The organism is Pelagibacterium sp., assembly GCF_965249125.1.
In the GTDB taxonomy this organism is placed as follows: domain Bacteria; phylum Pseudomonadota; class Alphaproteobacteria; order Rhizobiales; family Devosiaceae; genus Pelagibacterium.
The window spans coordinates 2,317,962-2,334,109 of record NZ_OZ252217.1 but is presented as its reverse complement, the minus strand read 5'-3'; the positions used below and the strand labels follow the sequence as shown (position 1 = coordinate 2,334,109).

At 62.0% G+C, this 16,148-nt stretch carries 14 protein-coding genes; 5 read left to right on the top strand and 9 right to left on the bottom strand.

Annotation, left to right across the window (positions count from 1 at the left end):
- Positions 1–2: 2 nt before the first annotated feature.
- The 6 genes from ACP148_RS11455 to ACP148_RS11430 form a co-directional block, all read right to left on the bottom strand.
- On the bottom strand, positions 3–1,889 hold the full coding sequence (locus ACP148_RS11455) for a DUF2207 domain-containing protein (protein ID WP_421952516.1): 1,887 nt from the start codon (positions 1,887–1,889) through the stop codon (positions 3–5).
- 5 nt (positions 1,890–1,894) lie between these two features.
- The gene (locus ACP148_RS11450; RefSeq protein ID WP_421952515.1) at positions 1,895–2,452 is read right to left on the bottom strand and encodes a LemA family protein; all 558 of its coding nucleotides are present in this window, start codon (positions 2,450–2,452) and stop codon (positions 1,895–1,897) included.
- A gap of 76 nt (positions 2,453–2,528) precedes the next feature.
- Positions 2,529–3,455, bottom strand: coding sequence for a glycine--tRNA ligase subunit alpha (locus ACP148_RS11445; RefSeq protein WP_421952514.1), 927 nt, complete (start codon positions 3,453–3,455; stop codon positions 2,529–2,531).
- Positions 3,456–3,529: 74 nt separating this feature from the next.
- Positions 3,530–3,751, bottom strand: coding sequence for a hypothetical protein (locus ACP148_RS11440; RefSeq protein WP_421952513.1), 222 nt, complete (start codon positions 3,749–3,751; stop codon positions 3,530–3,532).
- Between the two features lie 2 nt (positions 3,752–3,753).
- Positions 3,754–4,617 (bottom strand): S49 family peptidase, encoded by an 864-nt coding sequence (locus ACP148_RS11435; protein ID WP_421952512.1) that lies wholly within the window; start codon positions 4,615–4,617, stop codon positions 3,754–3,756.
- A 60-nt stretch (positions 4,618–4,677) separates the two neighbouring features.
- A complete protein-coding gene (locus ACP148_RS11430) occupies positions 4,678–5,466 on the bottom strand; it encodes a tRNA1(Val) (adenine(37)-N6)-methyltransferase (RefSeq protein WP_421952511.1) in 789 nt (262 codons plus the stop codon).
- A 219-nt stretch (positions 5,467–5,685) separates the two neighbouring features.
- Between ACP148_RS11430 and ACP148_RS11425 the strand changes: the two genes are divergently transcribed.
- The 3 genes from ACP148_RS11425 (at position 5,686) to ACP148_RS11415 (ending at position 10,387) form a co-directional block, all read left to right on the top strand.
- Positions 5,686–6,705, top strand: coding sequence for a polyprenyl synthetase family protein (locus ACP148_RS11425; protein WP_421952510.1), 1,020 nt, complete (start codon positions 5,686–5,688; stop codon positions 6,703–6,705).
- A gap of 610 nt (positions 6,706–7,315) precedes the next feature.
- A complete protein-coding gene (gene glyS, locus ACP148_RS11420; protein WP_421952509.1) occupies positions 7,316–9,352 on the top strand; it encodes a glycine--tRNA ligase subunit beta in 2,037 nt (678 codons plus the stop codon).
- A 54-nt stretch (positions 9,353–9,406) separates the two neighbouring features.
- On the top strand, positions 9,407–10,387 hold the full coding sequence (locus ACP148_RS11415; protein ID WP_421952508.1) for a DUF808 domain-containing protein: 981 nt from the start codon (positions 9,407–9,409) through the stop codon (positions 10,385–10,387).
- 17 nt (positions 10,388–10,404) lie between these two features.
- On the opposite strand, the gene rnhA is transcribed toward ACP148_RS11415, so the two are convergent.
- Both rnhA and ispH read right to left on the bottom strand, forming a co-directional pair.
- Positions 10,405–10,848 (bottom strand): ribonuclease HI, encoded by a 444-nt coding sequence (gene rnhA / locus ACP148_RS11410; protein ID WP_421952507.1) that lies wholly within the window; start codon positions 10,846–10,848, stop codon positions 10,405–10,407.
- Positions 10,845–11,819 (bottom strand): 4-hydroxy-3-methylbut-2-enyl diphosphate reductase, encoded by a 975-nt coding sequence (gene ispH, locus ACP148_RS11405; protein ID WP_421952506.1) that lies wholly within the window; start codon positions 11,817–11,819, stop codon positions 10,845–10,847. The genes rnhA and ispH overlap by 4 nt, the downstream gene beginning before the upstream one ends.
- A gap of 131 nt (positions 11,820–11,950) precedes the next feature.
- On the opposite strand from ispH, the gene ACP148_RS11400 reads away from it, so the two are divergent.
- A complete protein-coding gene (locus tag ACP148_RS11400) occupies positions 11,951–14,242 on the top strand; it encodes a putative PEP-binding protein (RefSeq protein ID WP_421952582.1) in 2,292 nt (763 codons plus the stop codon).
- A gap of 258 nt (positions 14,243–14,500) precedes the next feature.
- Entirely contained in the window at positions 14,501–15,535 is a 1,035-nt protein-coding gene (locus tag ACP148_RS11395) for a cell wall hydrolase (protein ID WP_421952505.1), read from the top strand.
- Positions 15,536–15,544: 9 nt separating this feature from the next.
- Here ACP148_RS11395 and ACP148_RS11390 read toward each other — a convergent pair whose 3' ends face one another.
- Positions 15,545–16,099, bottom strand: coding sequence for a hypothetical protein (locus ACP148_RS11390; RefSeq protein WP_421952504.1), 555 nt, complete (start codon positions 16,097–16,099; stop codon positions 15,545–15,547).
- Positions 16,100–16,148 lie beyond the last annotated feature (49 nt).

The following is a 16,148-nucleotide window of genomic DNA, read 5'->3' as shown; positions in this document are numbered from 1 at the left end:
ACCTACCAGCCGCCGCCGCCGCCCCCGCCCCCGCCACCGCCGCCGCCCGAAAATCCACCGCCACCCGACCCTGAAGAACTCGACGCCTGTGGTTGGGACGAAATCATCGCGGCGCTCAGCCCCGTCGCCACCCCACCCATGGTGCGCGCAAAGCTGCCCGAAGAGAAATTTCCGCCCCTGTACCAGTGCGGCGAGTAGTCCGCTCCGGCATCCTTGACGGCATGGCGCGCCAGATCGTTCTCGAACCGTGTGGACCATGGCTTTTCAACGCCCAGCGCCATGGCATAAGGCAGGATGGCCTCGAACCGCGAAACGCTCATCTCCGGCTCGCCCTGCAAATTGAGGCGCTCTTTTTCGGCGATTTCGAGATACATCTTGAACCCGTCGATTTCGTCCATGACCTTGCGCCCATGCACCGTCGGCGCCCGCATCAGAACGGCAAACACCAGCGTCACGGCAATTATCGTCATGGCCGCGACGAATGGAAAATCGATACTGGCGAGATCGAGCATGTCGACAGCAAACGCGCCCGAATTGGCGACCAATATTCCCATGATCGCCAGCCCGAGGAATCGCCCGATCCCCTGTCCTTGCCAGAACGATCGCGCCGCTGTCCCGATGATCGACAGGAAAACCGCTGCAAAGGCAGCGAAAAACACGAAAAGCGGGTGCAACACGCCGGTAATCACCATGACAAGCAGCGCCAAAATGCCGATCAGGACCCCGACAACGATATAGGCCACATGGTTGTTGAAATAGACCTTGCGATTTTCAGCTTCCAGCGCCGCAATGAAATTGGTCTTGGTCTTGCCGAGTTCCGGCCCGCTCGATTTGTCGATTGTCACAGGGCTCATGGTTTTAAGGTCGCCATAGATCACCGCCTCGCCTGGCGGCAGGCGATCCTTGGGATATCGGCCGGTTGCGGTCAGGGTGTTCTTTTTTCCCTGCTTGTCGATTGCGATCAGTTCCTTGGTGGCCAGTGAAATCAGCGCCGCCGAAAAGGCCGTCCAGCCCGATTTGCCCCAGCCCATGGTGTTGACGTAATGGACCAGCGCCGGGGAAAATCCGGTCGGCGGATAGAACCTCGGAAAAATAACGCCCCTGGCCGGATCGCGGCCCACGGCGCCCCATGCCAGCGCGTTATAAGCGACGACGATCAAGAGCATCGCCAGCGGGATGACGTAATCGCGATAATCGGAAAGCCAGAAGATCAGGGCGTCGGTGCCTTCGGGCGCGACCAGAATGCCCTTTGCAAATGCAACCGACACTGTAAGCCCTTCGCCCGGCCCAAGCACGCGGCTCATCGTAAATCGTGCCTGGCGGTCGTTGAGCCGTTCGGCCGAATTGTCCGCGCTCCTCACGCCATATTCGCCTGTATAGGCGTTGATCTCGGTGATCTGTGCGCCCTCTGGCAGGATGACCAGCGCCCGGGCCCTCAGGATCGGAAAGCTCCAGTAATTGCCGGTTGCGTTCCAATAGAACTCGTCGTGATCGGCGAACATGCGCGCGGCGCGGTCCATGCGATAGACGATTTCGTATCGGTGCACACCGGGCTGCAGCAGCACTTCGGCCGACCCTATCCGGATGCGTTGCCCGCCCGAAATTCCCTCGACGGCAAACGGTTCCACATTCCCGTTGCGCGTCACCGAAATCACCTCGAACGGTAGCCGGATCGTCCGGCCATCCGGCGTTTCGAGCAGTGTCGGGATGTCGCGGAATATCCCGCGCCGGATCTCATTGCCTTCGGCATTGACGGCGATCTGTTCGGTAATGGTCACCGAAGTATCGGTATGCACCTCGAAAATCGCATTGAATTCGCGAATTTCCTCGCGCGCCGATGCGGGACCGGCGCAGATGAAAACGATCAGGGCGATGAGGAAGCGATGCATCGGCCTTACTGGAATTTGACCTGCGGCACCGCCCGGTCCGCCTCGTTCTCCAGCTCGAAATATTCTGCTTTCTCGAACTTGAAGGCATTGGCGACGATGTTGGAGGGAAACGATTCCACTGCAATGTTGAGATTGCGCACAGCGCCATTGTAATAGCGCCGCGAAAGCTGGATTTCGTCTTCCACAGTTTGCAGCGCGGCCTGGAATTCGAGAAAATTGGTATTGGCCTTCAAATCCGGATAAGCCTCGGCCACCGCAAAAAGCCGCCCCAGCGCTCCGGAAAGCAGGCCCTCCGCATGCCCGCGTTCGCCGGGCGTTCCGTTCTGCGCGGCCTGTACCGCGGCGCGCGCGTCGGTCACCGCCTGCAATGTCTCTCGCTCATGGCCCATATAGCCCTTGACCGTCTCGAGCATGTTGGGAATGAGATCGGCGCGGCGCTTGAGCTGAACGTCGATGCCCGACCAGCCCTCTTCCACCAACTGCCGGTTTCGGATCAGATTGTTGTAGACATAGATCGCGTAGCCGACAGCGGCCACGACCAGCAGCAAGATGATCCATTCCATATGCCGCTTCCCTCTCGCCGCATGTTTTGCGGCCAGAGTGGCATTATCAATGGGCAATATCAATAACTTGTCGGCTCTATTCCGCGCCGCCGCCCGCCGTCTGCAACCATGCTGCGCCGCATGCTTTGGCCAGTTCGCGAATACGCAGAATGTAGCTTTGGCGCTCGGTCACCGAAATCACCCCGCGCGCGTCGAGCAGGTTGAAGGTATGTGATGCCTTGATGACCTGTTCATAGGCAGGAACCGCCATGGTCTGGCGCTCGCCATCCTGACCGGCCGCCAGGATGGCCCTGCACTCGTCCTCGGCATCCTTGAAGTGCCGGAACAGCATTTCGGTGTCGGCGGCCTCGAAATTGTATTTGGAAAATTCCTGCTCGTTTTGCAGGAACACCTCGCCATAGGTCACCTTCTGGTCGCCTTCGCGGCCGTTGAAGTTGAGGTCGTAAACGTTCTCGACCCCCTGCACATACATGGCAAGCCGTTCGAGCCCATAGGTTATTTCCCCGGGCACGGGCGAACATTCAAAGCCCGCGACCTGCTGGAAATAGGTGAACTGGGACACTTCCATTCCGTCGCACCAGCACTCCCAGCCCAGCCCCCAGGCTCCCAGAGTCGGGCTCTCCCAGTCGTCCTCGACAAACCGGATATCGTGCAGCTTGGCGTCCAGACCGATCGCCGCCAGCGATTGCAGGTAGAGCTCCTGAATGTTGGCGGGCGAGGGCTTGAGGATCACTTGGAACTGGTAATAGTGCTGCAGCCGGTTGGGGTTTTCCCCATACCGCCCGTCGGTCGGCCGGCGCGAGGGCTGTACATAGGCCGCGTTCCAGGGTTTGGGCCCCAGCGCCCGCAGCGTGGTCGCCGTATGAAACGTCCCAGCGCCCATCTGCATGTCGTAGGGCTGCAGGATCACGCAGCCCTGATCCGCCCAGAATCTCTGCAAGGTCAGGATCAGCCCCTGAAACGAGTTTCGGGGGTCCATATGCGGCGCAAGGGCGTCGGTCATCGTTGTTCTGCAAACCCAGTTTTGAAAGCGGCGCGACCGTAGTTGTGCCATGATCCGAGGTCAAGCGTGACCGGCTATTCCTTGCCCGGACGATAGACCCCGTCCTCGCCGCGCTCCAGCGTCACAACACCGCCTGATTTCAACTCGGCCTTGTTGCGCTCGATCTGCGCCTTGCGTCTTGTTTCGGCCCGCGTGTCGTCCTCGTTAAATTTCCTGCGCCAGTCGCGCAGGATCGAGCGCAGCCCGATCCCGATCAGCAGCGCCAGCAAAATGGTGACCAGTGTCGATATTCCCATGGTTACAACCCCAGCCGCGACCAGACTTCCCGGTCTTCGATCTTTGCCATTACATCCCCGGCGATATCGCCGCCGGTCGACAGTCCGAAGTTGGGCAATTGCAGCAGACCTCTCTTGGGCGCAATCGACTTGATCGTCACGTCCTTGCCGAACCGCTCACGCAGCGTGCCGTGCAGGTCGCCCAGACTGTCCACGAGCCCCATCGCCAGGCCACGCTTTGCGGTCCAGAATTCCCCTGTATAGATCTCGTCGTCGGCCAGCTTGATCTTGCCGGCCCGGCGCGCCTTGACGTAATCGATGAACACGTCGTGGATATCGAGCTCCATCTGCTTGATGCGCGCTACGTCCTCGGGTTTTTCAGGCAGGAACGGATCGAGCGTCGATTTGTTCTTTCCCGCCGTATAAAGCCGCCGGTCAATTCCCAGCCTGGCAATTGCGTCCACAAACCCAAAACTGGCCATGACGACCCCGATCGATCCCACCAAAGAGGAGGGGTCGGCGATGATCTCGTCGCCCGCCGTGGCGATGAAATACCCGCCCGATGCAGCGGCGTCCTCGACAAATACCAGCACCTTTTTGTCGTGCTGCTCGGCCAGTTGCCGGATGCGTTGGGCAATGAGGCGCGATTGCACCGGCGATCCGCCCGGAGAATTGACGACGATCGCCACCACGGGCGCTTTCTTGAATTTGAACGCCCTCTCCAGAAGCGGCGCGACCGAGGCGATATTGAGCCGTCCCGGCTTGAGGTCCTGCGAGATCACGCCCTGCAGCCGCACCACGGGGACGACCGGCCCGCGATTGCCGAAAATTCGCTTGTACCAGGGACCCTTGGGAGCCTCGATCTGGCCGTCGGAAAATGCGGTCATCTGTATCTCCCCGTCCGATTGCTTTTGTGGCGTGAGCGCCATTGGCCCTCATTTAGGCATTCATTTGCCATCGTGCCAGTCCAGCCGCGCGTCACCGCGCAGGATCGACCGCACGGGCTCGGCAAATCCGTTGCCCGTTTCCTCATGCACGACCAATGGTGGCAACAGAGCCATTGGCGCCTTGCTGCCCTTGCGGCCCCTGACCAGTACGCGGCTTGCGGCCATGCCGGGGCGTGGCGCGATGGGCAGAACCGTTATGGCGCCCATGCGTGGGTCGAACGCGGCGAGAAGCTGGGGCAGGGCCCGCGCCACGTGGATAAAGATCACTTCTCCTTTGGCATGGGCGCAGGATACCGCGGTCCGTATCCAGCCTGAAACCTCTCCGTCGGTATGCCGCGCCGCGGCTCGTGCCGGGTCGGGCGCGTGAGTGCCCATCTCGAAAAACGGTGGATTGGCGATCACCACGTCAAAGGTGTCGGTGACCAGCCCCAGCGCCTTGCGTTCGGCTCCGGTCGCCGTGGCGCTGATTTTCAGAATTGTCGCGCGTCGGGAAAAGCCATTGGCCTCCACATTGCCAGCGGCCAGCATCGCCATATCGGCGTTGTTCTCAACGAGCGTTGCCTCCAACTCCTCGTTATGGACCAGCGCGCATAGCGCCGCCACGCCCGCACCCGCACCCAGATCGAGCAATTGGCGCACGCCTTGCGGCGGGCTCGCGCCCAAAAGCACGGAATCCAGCCCCGCCCGAAATCCCTTTTCGGGTTGGGTTATGGACAATTTGCCACCCAGAAACGCGTCCGCACCCTGCTGTTGGCGTTTTACAAAGTCTGGCGGCTGGTTTACCGACATGGGCACGGGTCCTGGTTGGTGTAGGGGCCAAGGTGGAATGCCACTTTTGCGGCGCGGGGCTGACAATAGAGCGTTTCGGTAATAAGTGGGTACTCCGTATTCCGTCCGGAAGCGCGGTAACAGACAAGTGGGCTCCCGGTTCCCTTTTCGCGGAACCGGATGGCCTTGAAAAGCACTGTATCGGGAGGGTAACGCCCTTCCTGGGGAGTTTGAACGTCAATGGCGGTTGAAAATCTGGCGCCGAGACCACTTGCCGATGCCTCGGCGGTAATCGACGATCTGATGGCTGCAACCCGTGCCGGCATGGAGGCGGTGAACAGCCTTATCCTGTCGCGCTCGGACAGTTCCGTCGATATGGTCCCCGAAGTCGCCAACCATTTGATCGATGCCGGCGGCAAGCGCCTGCGCCCCATGCTTACGCTCGCCGCCTCGGCTCTGTTCAGCAGGGTCCGCGGCAATGAAATACGCTTCGCCGCCGCCGTCGAATTCATGCACAACGCAACCCTGCTCCACGACGATGTGGTCGACGAAAGCGACATGCGCCGTGGACGCCCTGCCGCCCGCACCATATGGGGCAACCAGGCTTCGGTTCTGGTCGGTGATTTCCTGCTCGGCCAGGCGTTCCTGATGATGGTGGAATCGCGCGATATCGACGCGCTCGGTGTGCTTTCACGCGCCGCCGCAATCATCGCCGAAGGCGAGGTTTTCCAGCTCGCCAAGGCCGGGGACCTCGCGACCACGCCCGACGACTACGAGAAGATAATCCACGCCAAGACCGCCACGCTCTTTGAAGCTGCCACCGAAGTGGGCGCCATGGCCGGCGGTGCCGATACCATTTCGCGCAAGGCGCTGGCCAGCTATGGCCGCGAATTGGGCATGGCCTTCCAGCTCGTCGATGACGTGCTCGACTATGGCGGCGCGCAAGGCGCTTTGGGCAAGAACACGGGCGACGATTTGCGCGAGGGCAAGATGACCTTGCCGGTGATCCTCGCGTTGCAAGCGGGCAACCAAGCCGAACGCAAGACCATCGAAAAAGCTCTGGGCAATCCTGATTCCGGGGAGAGTGAGCTGGCCGATATCCTTGCCATCTTCGCGCGCTACGATACCTTGTCCCAAACCATGGCCAAGGCCGAACGCCACGCCGATGCGGCCCGCGCCGCTCTCGCCAACATCCCTTCTTCTCTCGAACGCGACATCCTGTTTGGCGTCCCTGAATTCTGCACCTCGCGCGCCTCGTAGGCACCGGAACAAAGTTCCCGCCGGCAGCGCTCGCTGCCCGATCGCGGCTTTCGCCGAGGTCCATGCGCCTCTCCATCCCAACCAGAGCACGGGCAGGGCGGCTGGGTCCCGGACCGGGTCCGGGACAGCGATGGGTGTTAGGTCACCCTCTCGGCTCCATCCCCACCGCTCACCCCACCCCCATCGTCATCCTCGGGCTTGACCCGGGGATCCGCAGGGCGTCCGCAAGCGCGGCAGAAGTGGCGCTCCTTACCCTTCCCTCGCTGCCCCGGCGAACGCCGGGGCCATGTGCCTGTCCATCGGCTCTGGAGCATAGCTAAGGCTGCTGGGTCCCGGATCACGTCCGGGACAGCGATGGGTGTTAGGTCACCCTCTCGGCTCCATCACCACCGCCAACCCCACCCCCATCGTCATCCTCGAGCTCGACCCGGGGATCCGCACGGCGTCCGCGAGCGCGGCAGAAGTGGTGATCCTTGCCGCGTCATCGGTCCCAACCCCTTCACCGGCCCACCGGGCGCTGCGACCCCACAAGACAAATAATGGACATTTCTGCGCACCCCTGCTACCCGTTCGACCCGCATAAATCTCCCGTTTCCAAGGCACCCCGACCATGCCCGAATTGCTGCTTGAGCTCTTTTCCGAGGAAATTCCCGCGCGCCTCCAGCGCCGGGCCGCCGAGGACCTCAAGAAGGCCGTAACCGATGCCTTGGTCGAAAAGGGTCTGGTTTATGAGAGTGCTGGTGCCTTCGCCACGCCGCGCCGTCTGGCGCTGACGGTCACGGGCCTCCCTGCCGCATCCCCCGACACTCGCGAAGAACGCAAGGGCCCCAAGGTCGGCGCCCCTCAACAGGCCATCGACGGTTTCCTGCGCGCCGCCGGGCTGTCGAGCATCGATCAGGCGAAGGTCCAGTCCGACGAAAAGAAGGGCGATTTCTACGTCGCGGTGATCGAGAAAAAAGGGGCCCCTGCCATAGAGATCTTGCAGGACATCCTTCCCGCAACCGTGAAATCCTTCCCTTGGGGCAAGCCCATGCGCTGGGGAGCAGGGCGTCTCGAATGGGTCCGCCCGCTGCGCGCCATCGCCGCAACCTTCGGCCCGGAAGGCGAAGAACCCGATGTGATCGAATTTGAAATGGGCGCGGTCACTTCGGGCAACACCACCTATGGTCACCGCTTCATGGCCCCCGACGCCATAAAGGTTCGCCGCTTCGACGACTACGTGCAGTCCCTCGAAAAGGCTCGCGTCGTCCTCGATATCGACCGCCGCAAGCAGATCATCAAGACCGATGCCGAACAGCTCGCCTTCGCACAGGGGCTTGAGCTGATCGTCGACGAGGGCCTGCTCGAAGAAGTGGCAGGTCTGGTAGAATGGCCGGTGGTCATGATGGGGTCCTTTGACGAAGCTTTCCTCAAGGTCCCCGAAGAAGCCATCATCGCCACCATCCGCGCCAACCAGAAATGCTTCTGCCTGCGTGATTCTTCCACGGGCAAACTGGCCAACAAATTCATCCTGACCTCCAACCTCATTGCCGAGGATGACGGCAAGACAATCGTCGCGGGCAATGAGCGCGTCATCCGCGCCCGTCTGTCAGATGCCAAATTCTTCTACGAGACCGACCTCGAAACCCCGCTGGCCGACAATCTCCCAAAGCTTGAAGACGTCGTCTTCCACGCCAAACTGGGCACCCAGGCCGAACGCGTCGCCCGCATCGAAAAGCTGGCCGCCGAAATCGCCCCGCTGGTCGGCGCCGATGTCGAAGACGCCAGGCGCGCCGCGAAACTGTCAAAGGCCGACCTGCCGACAGGAATGGTCGGAGAATTCCCCGAGCTCCAGGGTTTGATGGGCCGCTATTATGCGCTGGCCCAGAGTGAAAAGCCCCAAGTCGCCACGGCCATCGAAGAACACTACAAGCCGCTCGGCCCGTCGGACCGCGTCCCCACCGAACCGGTCTCGATCGCCGTCGCCCTGGCCGACAAGCTCGATATTTTGACGGGCTTCTGGTCCATCGACGAAAAGCCCACCGGATCGAAGGACCCCTACGCCCTGCGCCGCGCAGCGCTCGGGGTGATCCGCTTGATCGTGGACAACAGGCTGCGGCTCCCGCTCGGCCGCTTCGTGTCCGACCCCGATTTGCTGAGCTTCTTCCATGACCGCCTCAAGGTCTCGCTCCGCGATTCTGGAGCTCGCCACGACCTGGTCGATGCGGTGATCTCGTCCGACAGCGACGACATCCTGCAAGTCGTGGCTCGTGTAAACGCACTCGGCTCGCTGCTCGCCGCCGAAGACGGCAAGGCCCTCCTTGCCGGCTACAAGCGCGCCGCCAACATTCTCACAGCCGAGGAGAAAAAGGACGGCCGCGTCTATGCCGACCCGATCGATGCTGCAAGGCTTTCCACCCCCGAGGAAAAAAGCCTTGCGACCGCCATCGAACAGGCCCGCACCGCAGTGACCGCCCGTCTTGAAAACGACGATTACGCCGGCGCCATTGCCGTGCTCGCCAGTCTCCGCACCCCCGTCGATGCCTTCTTCGAAGCCGTCCTTGTCAACGATCCCGACGCCGCCATTCGCGCCAATCGCCTCAATCTTTTGGCGTCCCTGCGTGACACCATGCATCTGGTCGCCGACTTCGGTAAGGTCGCGGGCTAGGGCAGTTGTGCTCAACCATAGCGGGCAGGAAAGCCAAATCCGGAGGATTTTCACATGAGCGTCGGCCTTCTCGCCCTTCTCGATGATGTTGCCGCGCTCGCCAAGGTGGCGGCGACTTCGGTCGACGATATCGCCGGTCAGGCGATGAAAGCCGGCGCCAAGGCTGCCGGGGCGATGATTGACGACGCCGCCGTGACGCCCAAATATGTGCAGGGCTTCAAGCCCGAGCGCGAACTGCCGATCGTGGGCAAGATCGCCCTGGGTTCGATCAAGAACAAGCTGATCTTCCTGCTGCCCGCCGCGCTGCTGCTCAGCGCCTTCCTGCCCTGGATGATCAATCCCCTCCTCATGCTGGGCGGAGCCTATCTGTGCTATGAGGGCGCCGAAAAAATCTATGAGGCACTGTTCCCGCACAAGGCGCATGAGCACGAGAAGAAAGTCGTGCCCTCAGCGGCCAATGCCGAAAAGCTCGAGGCGGAAAAGGTCGCCGGGGCGATCAAGACGGACTTCATCCTGTCGGCCGAAATCATGACCATTGCCCTGGCGCAAATCCCGGCGGGCAATGTCGTCAATCAGGCCCTCGTCCTTCTGGTCGTCGCCCTGGGCATGACCATTCTCGTTTACGGCGGTGTGGCCCTGATCGTCAAAGCCGACGATGTCGGGCTTTATCTGGCAAAGGATGGCAGGACCGGCCTGGGCCGTGCCATCGGTCGCGGGCTGGTTGCGGGCATGCCGGTCTTTCTCAAATGGCTTGCCATCGTGGGCACGGCGGCCATGCTCTGGGTCGGCGGCGGCATCATCGTCCACGGATTGGCCGGCATGGGCTTTGCCGCCCCCGAGCGTTGGATCGAGGACGTCGCGCACCTTGTGGAAGGCACGATCCCAGCCATTGCCGGTGTGCTTGACTGGCTCACGGTCGCCGTGCTGTCGGGAATTGGCGGCCTGGTCATCGGCTTTATCATCATCCCCATCGCCGAATACGCCATCGCGCCGGTACTGGGCATGTTCAGGAAGGAAAAGCCTGCCGCTCACTGAGAGCGGCGGCGGGCGATCTACCGCCCCTTGAACGGCGCCATGCCCTCATTGGCCAGCCGGTCTGCGCGCTCGTTGAGGTCGTGCCCGGCATGGCCCTTCACCCAGTGCCAGGTGATGGTGTGGCGCTTGGTCGCCGCATCGAGCGCCTGCCAGAGGTCGACATTCTTCACCGGCTTTTTCGCCGCCGTCTTCCAGCCATTGCGCTTCCAGCCATGCAGCCAGCCCTGAATGCCGTTCTTGACGTATTGGCTGTCGGTGTGGATTTCCACGGCGCAGGGCCGCTTGAGCGCGTTAAGCGCCTCGATGGCGGCGGTCAGCTCCATCTGGTTATTGGTCGTCTGGGCCATGCCGCCCTTCAGTTCCTTGACCGTGCCATTGTATTCCAGCACGGCGCCCCAGCCGCCCGGACCGGGATTGCCTGAACAGGCCCCGTCGGTATGGATCACCACCGGCTCGCTCAATGCCCCGACGCCTCTTCAAGCTGGCGCAGGACACGCGGGATATTAAAGGCGATGTTTTCTTCTGCCGTCACGGCGATCTCGACATTGACGCTGAACCGCTCGGCAAACGCTTCGATCACCTCTTCGACCAGAGATTCCGGCGCCGAAGCCCCGGCTGTGATACCCAGCGAAGAGATATCCCCGAACTGCTCCCAGTCGATATCCTCAGCCCGTTGAACGAGCACCGAAACCCTGCACCCGGCCCGTTCGCCCACTTCCACGAGCCGCATCGAGTTCGACGAATTGGGAGCGCCGACAACGATCATCGCATCCACTTTCGGCGCCACGGCCTTTACCGCTTCCTGGCGGTTGGTGGTGGCGTAGCAGATGTCTTCCTTGGCGGGCACCGAGATATTGGGAAAGCGGCTCTTGAGCACCATCACCATGGCGCTGGTGTCGTCCACCGAGAGCGTGGTCTGGGTCACAAGGGCGAGATTGTCCGGATCGCGCGGTGCAAAGGTCTCGGCATCCTCGACGGTTTCGATCAACGTGATCTTGCCCGGCGGCAATTGGCCCATGGTGCCGATCACTTCCGGGTGCCCCCGGTGGCCGATCAGCACGATATCGTGCCCGTCTTCGGCATGCCGCTGGGCTTCCACATGCACCTTGGTCACCAGCGGGCAGGTGGCATCGAGGTAGAACATGTTACGGTGTCTGGCCTCGGCCGGCACCGATCTGGCCACCCCGTGAGCAGAAAAGATCACCGGGGCATCGGTGCCTTCGGGAATTTCCTTAAGCTCTTCGACAAACACCGCGCCCTTGGCGCGCAGCCCATCCACGACGAACTTGTTATGGACGATCTCGTGGCGAACATAGACCGGCGCCCCGTATTTTTTGAGCGCCAGGTCCACAATCTGGATGGCACGATCCACACCGGCGCAAAATCCGCGCGGCGCGCACAACAGGATGTCGAGGCTGGGCTTGTCGGTCATGATCCTCACATGCGGTTTGTCCTTGCCCAAGTCAAGCCGGAAGCGCGACAAGAGGGAGCACGGCCACCCTGTTGCCCGGAGCCCGGCACACAGGCAATATGGCACCGATTCAGTTGAGGTTTTTGTTCTTGGTGGCGCCTTCCCAGCAGATGTTTGCAATTGCCCCGGCTCAGGGAAAGCCCTCCCTGAGCCGCGCGCAACTGCGTCTTCTGGTCGGCAAGGCGCGCTGGCTCCATGTCGTCGCCGATGCCGGGCTTGCGGTCGCGCCCACCATTGCCATCACCCGGACGGCGTGGGATGCACTGCAGGCCGAGCGCAAGACGGGAACCGACACACTCCGCAAGGTCTGGGTCACGACGCTGTTCAAGCTTGTAGCGCCAGGCAAAAAGCCCCCCGAACTTGTCGTTCGCACCTCCGCGCCGCGCCATATCGCCGGTCTTCAACCGGCGCGAACGGGCCTTGCCGCGCCGTCCAACGAGATGGAGGCCGTCGATCCCCAAGGTGCCATGGGCAAGGCGATCAATGCGGCCTTTGCCAGCTATGGACCGGCGCCTGCCGGCTGGGCCAGCGAAGCCGAACGCGAAGCGCGCGACAGTCAGATCGTGATCGTGCAGGCAACGGTCAGTGGTCGTATCGAACATTTTCTCACCCGCAATACGACGACCGGCAAGCTTGGCCCGGTCGCGCCACCCGGCGAAGCGCTGCCCAAACTGCCCGCAACCGCCGCAAAACTGATCGAAACCATCGACGCCGCATCGGGTCAGCACATGGCCTGTGTCGTATCGATTGAAGGCGATATCGCGCGGCTGGTTTCGGCCCGTCCCGTTCAGGTCAGCGCCGGCGCGCAACTCGAAGCGGCGGTCGAGCGGGTCGACGCCCAAGTCTGGATGCCCGCCGATGCGGTCAGGCGCTTCAATCCCGCCCAACTTTCCCAATTGCTTCACCCGCGTCTGACCGACGATCATAAGGCCATGGCCATCGCTTCGGGGCTCGGCGTTTCACCCGGTGCGGCGAGCGGGGAAATCGTCTTTACCCCCGACGACGCCGCACGATGCCGCGCCCGGGGCCGCCATTGCATCCTCGTTGTCATGGAGACGGGCCCCGGCGATATCGAGGGCATGAAGGCAGCCACGGGCTTTGTTACCGCGCGCGGCGGCATGACAAGTCACGCTGCCGTTGTGGCCCGCATCACCGGAAAGCCCTGCGTGGCCGGGCTGCGGACCTTGCAGATCGACGCCGAAAATGGCGCTTGCAAGATCGGTGACAAGGTCTTTGCTACCGGTCAGCGCCTCACCATCGATGGATCCGAGGGCGCCATCTACGAAGGCGCGCTCCCCCTCTCGCGCCCCCATATCGGCGGAGCCCTTTCGCGGCTTTTGGACTGGGCCGATGATACGCGCACCATTGCCGTGAGAACCAATGCCGAAACGATCGAAGCGGCCCGCACGGCGCTGAGCTTCGGTGCCGAAGGCATAGGGCTGGCGCGGTCCGAGCATATGTTTTTCTCCGGGGAGCGCATGCGCGCCCTGCGTCGCCTGATCCTTTCGGAAAGCGAGCAGGATCGCGCCACGGCCCTTGAAGGGCTTGTCGACTATCAGGCCGCGGACTACGCGGCGCTGTTTCAGACCATGCAGAACAAGCCCGTCAATGTGCGCCTGTTCGATCCGCCCCTGCACGAGTTCCTGCCGCGCAGCGACGACGACATCGAAGATACCGCCGAGGCGCTCGGGCTGTCGCTCAAGGCGCTCAAGGCGCGCCTCCAGCGCCTCGATGAGGTTAATCCCATGCTGGGCCATCGTGGCGTGCGGCTGGTCATCACCTATCCCGAAATCCTTGCAATGCAGGTCCGGGCGCTGGTTGCCGGTGTCGAAACGGCCATGGACAATCAGGATTTGCCGGTCAATCTCGAGATCATGGTGCCGTTCGTCACCTCTGCGCGCGAGGTTGCCTGGGTCAAATCGCGCATCATGGATATCGTGGGCCACGCGCCGGTGTTCCAGCGCGGCGCCAATCTGGCGTTCGGTACGATGATCGAATTGCCGCGCGCCTGCTTGCGGGCGGGGGACATCGCCAGGGAAGTCGATTTCATCTCCTTCGGCACGAACGATCTCACCCAGACCACCTATGGCATCTCCCGCGACGACGCGCCGGCCTTCCTTGCGACATATCATCGCCGGGGCCTTTATGACGTCGACCCGTTCGTCACCATCGATCAGCGCGGCGTTGGCGAATTGATCCGCATTGCCATCGAGCGGGGCAGGGCCGTCAATCCGCATTTGAAGGTCGGCATCTGCGGTGAACACGCGGGCGAAACCAATTCCCTGCGCTTTTTCGCCGGTCTCGACATCGATTATGTCAGCTGCTCGCCCTATCGCGTGCCGGTGGCCCGTATGGTTTTGGCACAGTCGGACGACGCCAGTTAACCATCGACGCTCCCCGATAATGCCTTGCCGTCGCCGCAATCTGGACTTTTCCGCGCCCATTTGCCGGTGTTTACACCTTCATAACCCTAATCAACGATCATCGGGATTGTCGGCATTTGATCGGCTTGGTGTTGCACTTGTGCATCGCAGGCCAGACCGATCGGATCGACATCGGAACGATGGCGTATTTTTTCATCAAGGGTTCCGGTGTTGCAGAGCGCCGGCGGGTCAGTGTTTGTGGCGTAGAAAAGCGTTAGTATGGCGTATGGGATCTCCCCGGTGCGTGCCAACCCGGCGCGTGCCTCGCGAAAAATTTTGAAGGCTGTAGGGGCACTGACGCTCAGCGTCGTTGCCTACGGTTTTGCGGTCCCTGGAACCGGCGGCTCCCGCGCCGTCGATCGGGCAACCGAACTTCCACCCGTCGCCTCGGCCTCCCTGGCGTTTGAAGGGGGGCAGCCCGTCATCACCGGCTCGGTTGCTCCGCTTTTCCAGTCGGCGATGTTCTCGGGGCCCAACAGAACCGAAAAAACCGACAGGGCACGTCCCGAGGTCAATCTGGTCGCTTTTTCCCAGGCCTTTGATGCGGTGCGGCTCTCGATAGCATCGGCGCGTTCGGCCGGCGATCCCTATACCACCCAGCAGTCGACGGTGATGGTTGCAGAGGCCGACGAGAGCGAAGAGGAGGGCCCCCGCATTTCCGTCGCCTCGATCGACCCCGATATGATCGGCTCAGCGGGTCTGGCCGCCATCGACGCGATTTCCGATGAGACTGATCGGGACCCCAACCTCCCGAGCCCCGTGGGTGTTCCCGAAACACTGGCCTATGGCCGCGCCAACACCCCGGCCACTGAATTTACGGTCAGCAACACCTATTCCGAACGCGAACAATGGTGCATGGCGACAGGCATCTATTTCGAGGCCCGTGGCGAAAGTTATCGCGGCCAGGTCGCCGTCGCTCAGGTCATCATGAACCGCGTGGCGCACCCCAACTATCCCGACACGATATGCGGCGTGGTCTATCAGAACCAGGATCGCCGCAATGCCTGCCAGTTCTCCTTTGCCTGCGACGGCAAGACCAACGTAAACCGCACCTCGGAGGTCGCCGCCTGGGATCTGGCGCAGTCCATCACTCAGGAAGTGCTCAACGAGGAAATTTACCTCACCGAGGTCGCCGACGCGACGCACTACCACGCGACCTATGTCCGCCCGGCATGGGCGCGCAACATGGACAAACTGACCCAGGTCGGGCTGCACGTCTTCTACAAATTCAAGCCCGGCTGGCGCTTCGGATAGCGGTTGAGACTAATACGTCCGGTAGCAGGAAACGAACGATCCGCTCGCCGAGCACGAACGCACCCCGCGATCCGAAACGTTGTTGAACACCAGATTGCCGCTGACCGGATTGCGCCCGACCGACAGGATCATGAAGCTCGATCCTTCCGGCCACAGGCTGTAGCCGTGATAGTGCCTGCGTTCGTCGTAAACGCGGTTCACTTCGATCCCCGGATAGAGCACATGGGGCGAAACCAGCCCGTCACTCGAATAGGTTCCGCTCGACGTCGTTGCGATACTGACGTCGCGGACATGCCCATATCCAACCTTGCGCACGATCGAAGATGAGATCGGCTCGAGCGAAACCGAATCAGCATAGGCGATTTCGTACTGCCGGTCGTAGAATTTCACCAGCGTGGTGAGCGGCGGCGGCGTGTCGCGGACAAGCCCATCCGCCCGCGCCGCTGTCGATCCGATCAGCCCGGCGCCAAAAATCCCGGCCAGAAACAGGGCGGCCGCCACCCCGGCCCGATAATGAAGAGCAATGCTTCTGCGGGAGCGATCATGGGGTCTGGCAAGGCGCATGGACGTCTCTCCGGGTTGCGGCGTCTTAACGCTTTATCAACCTTTCCGA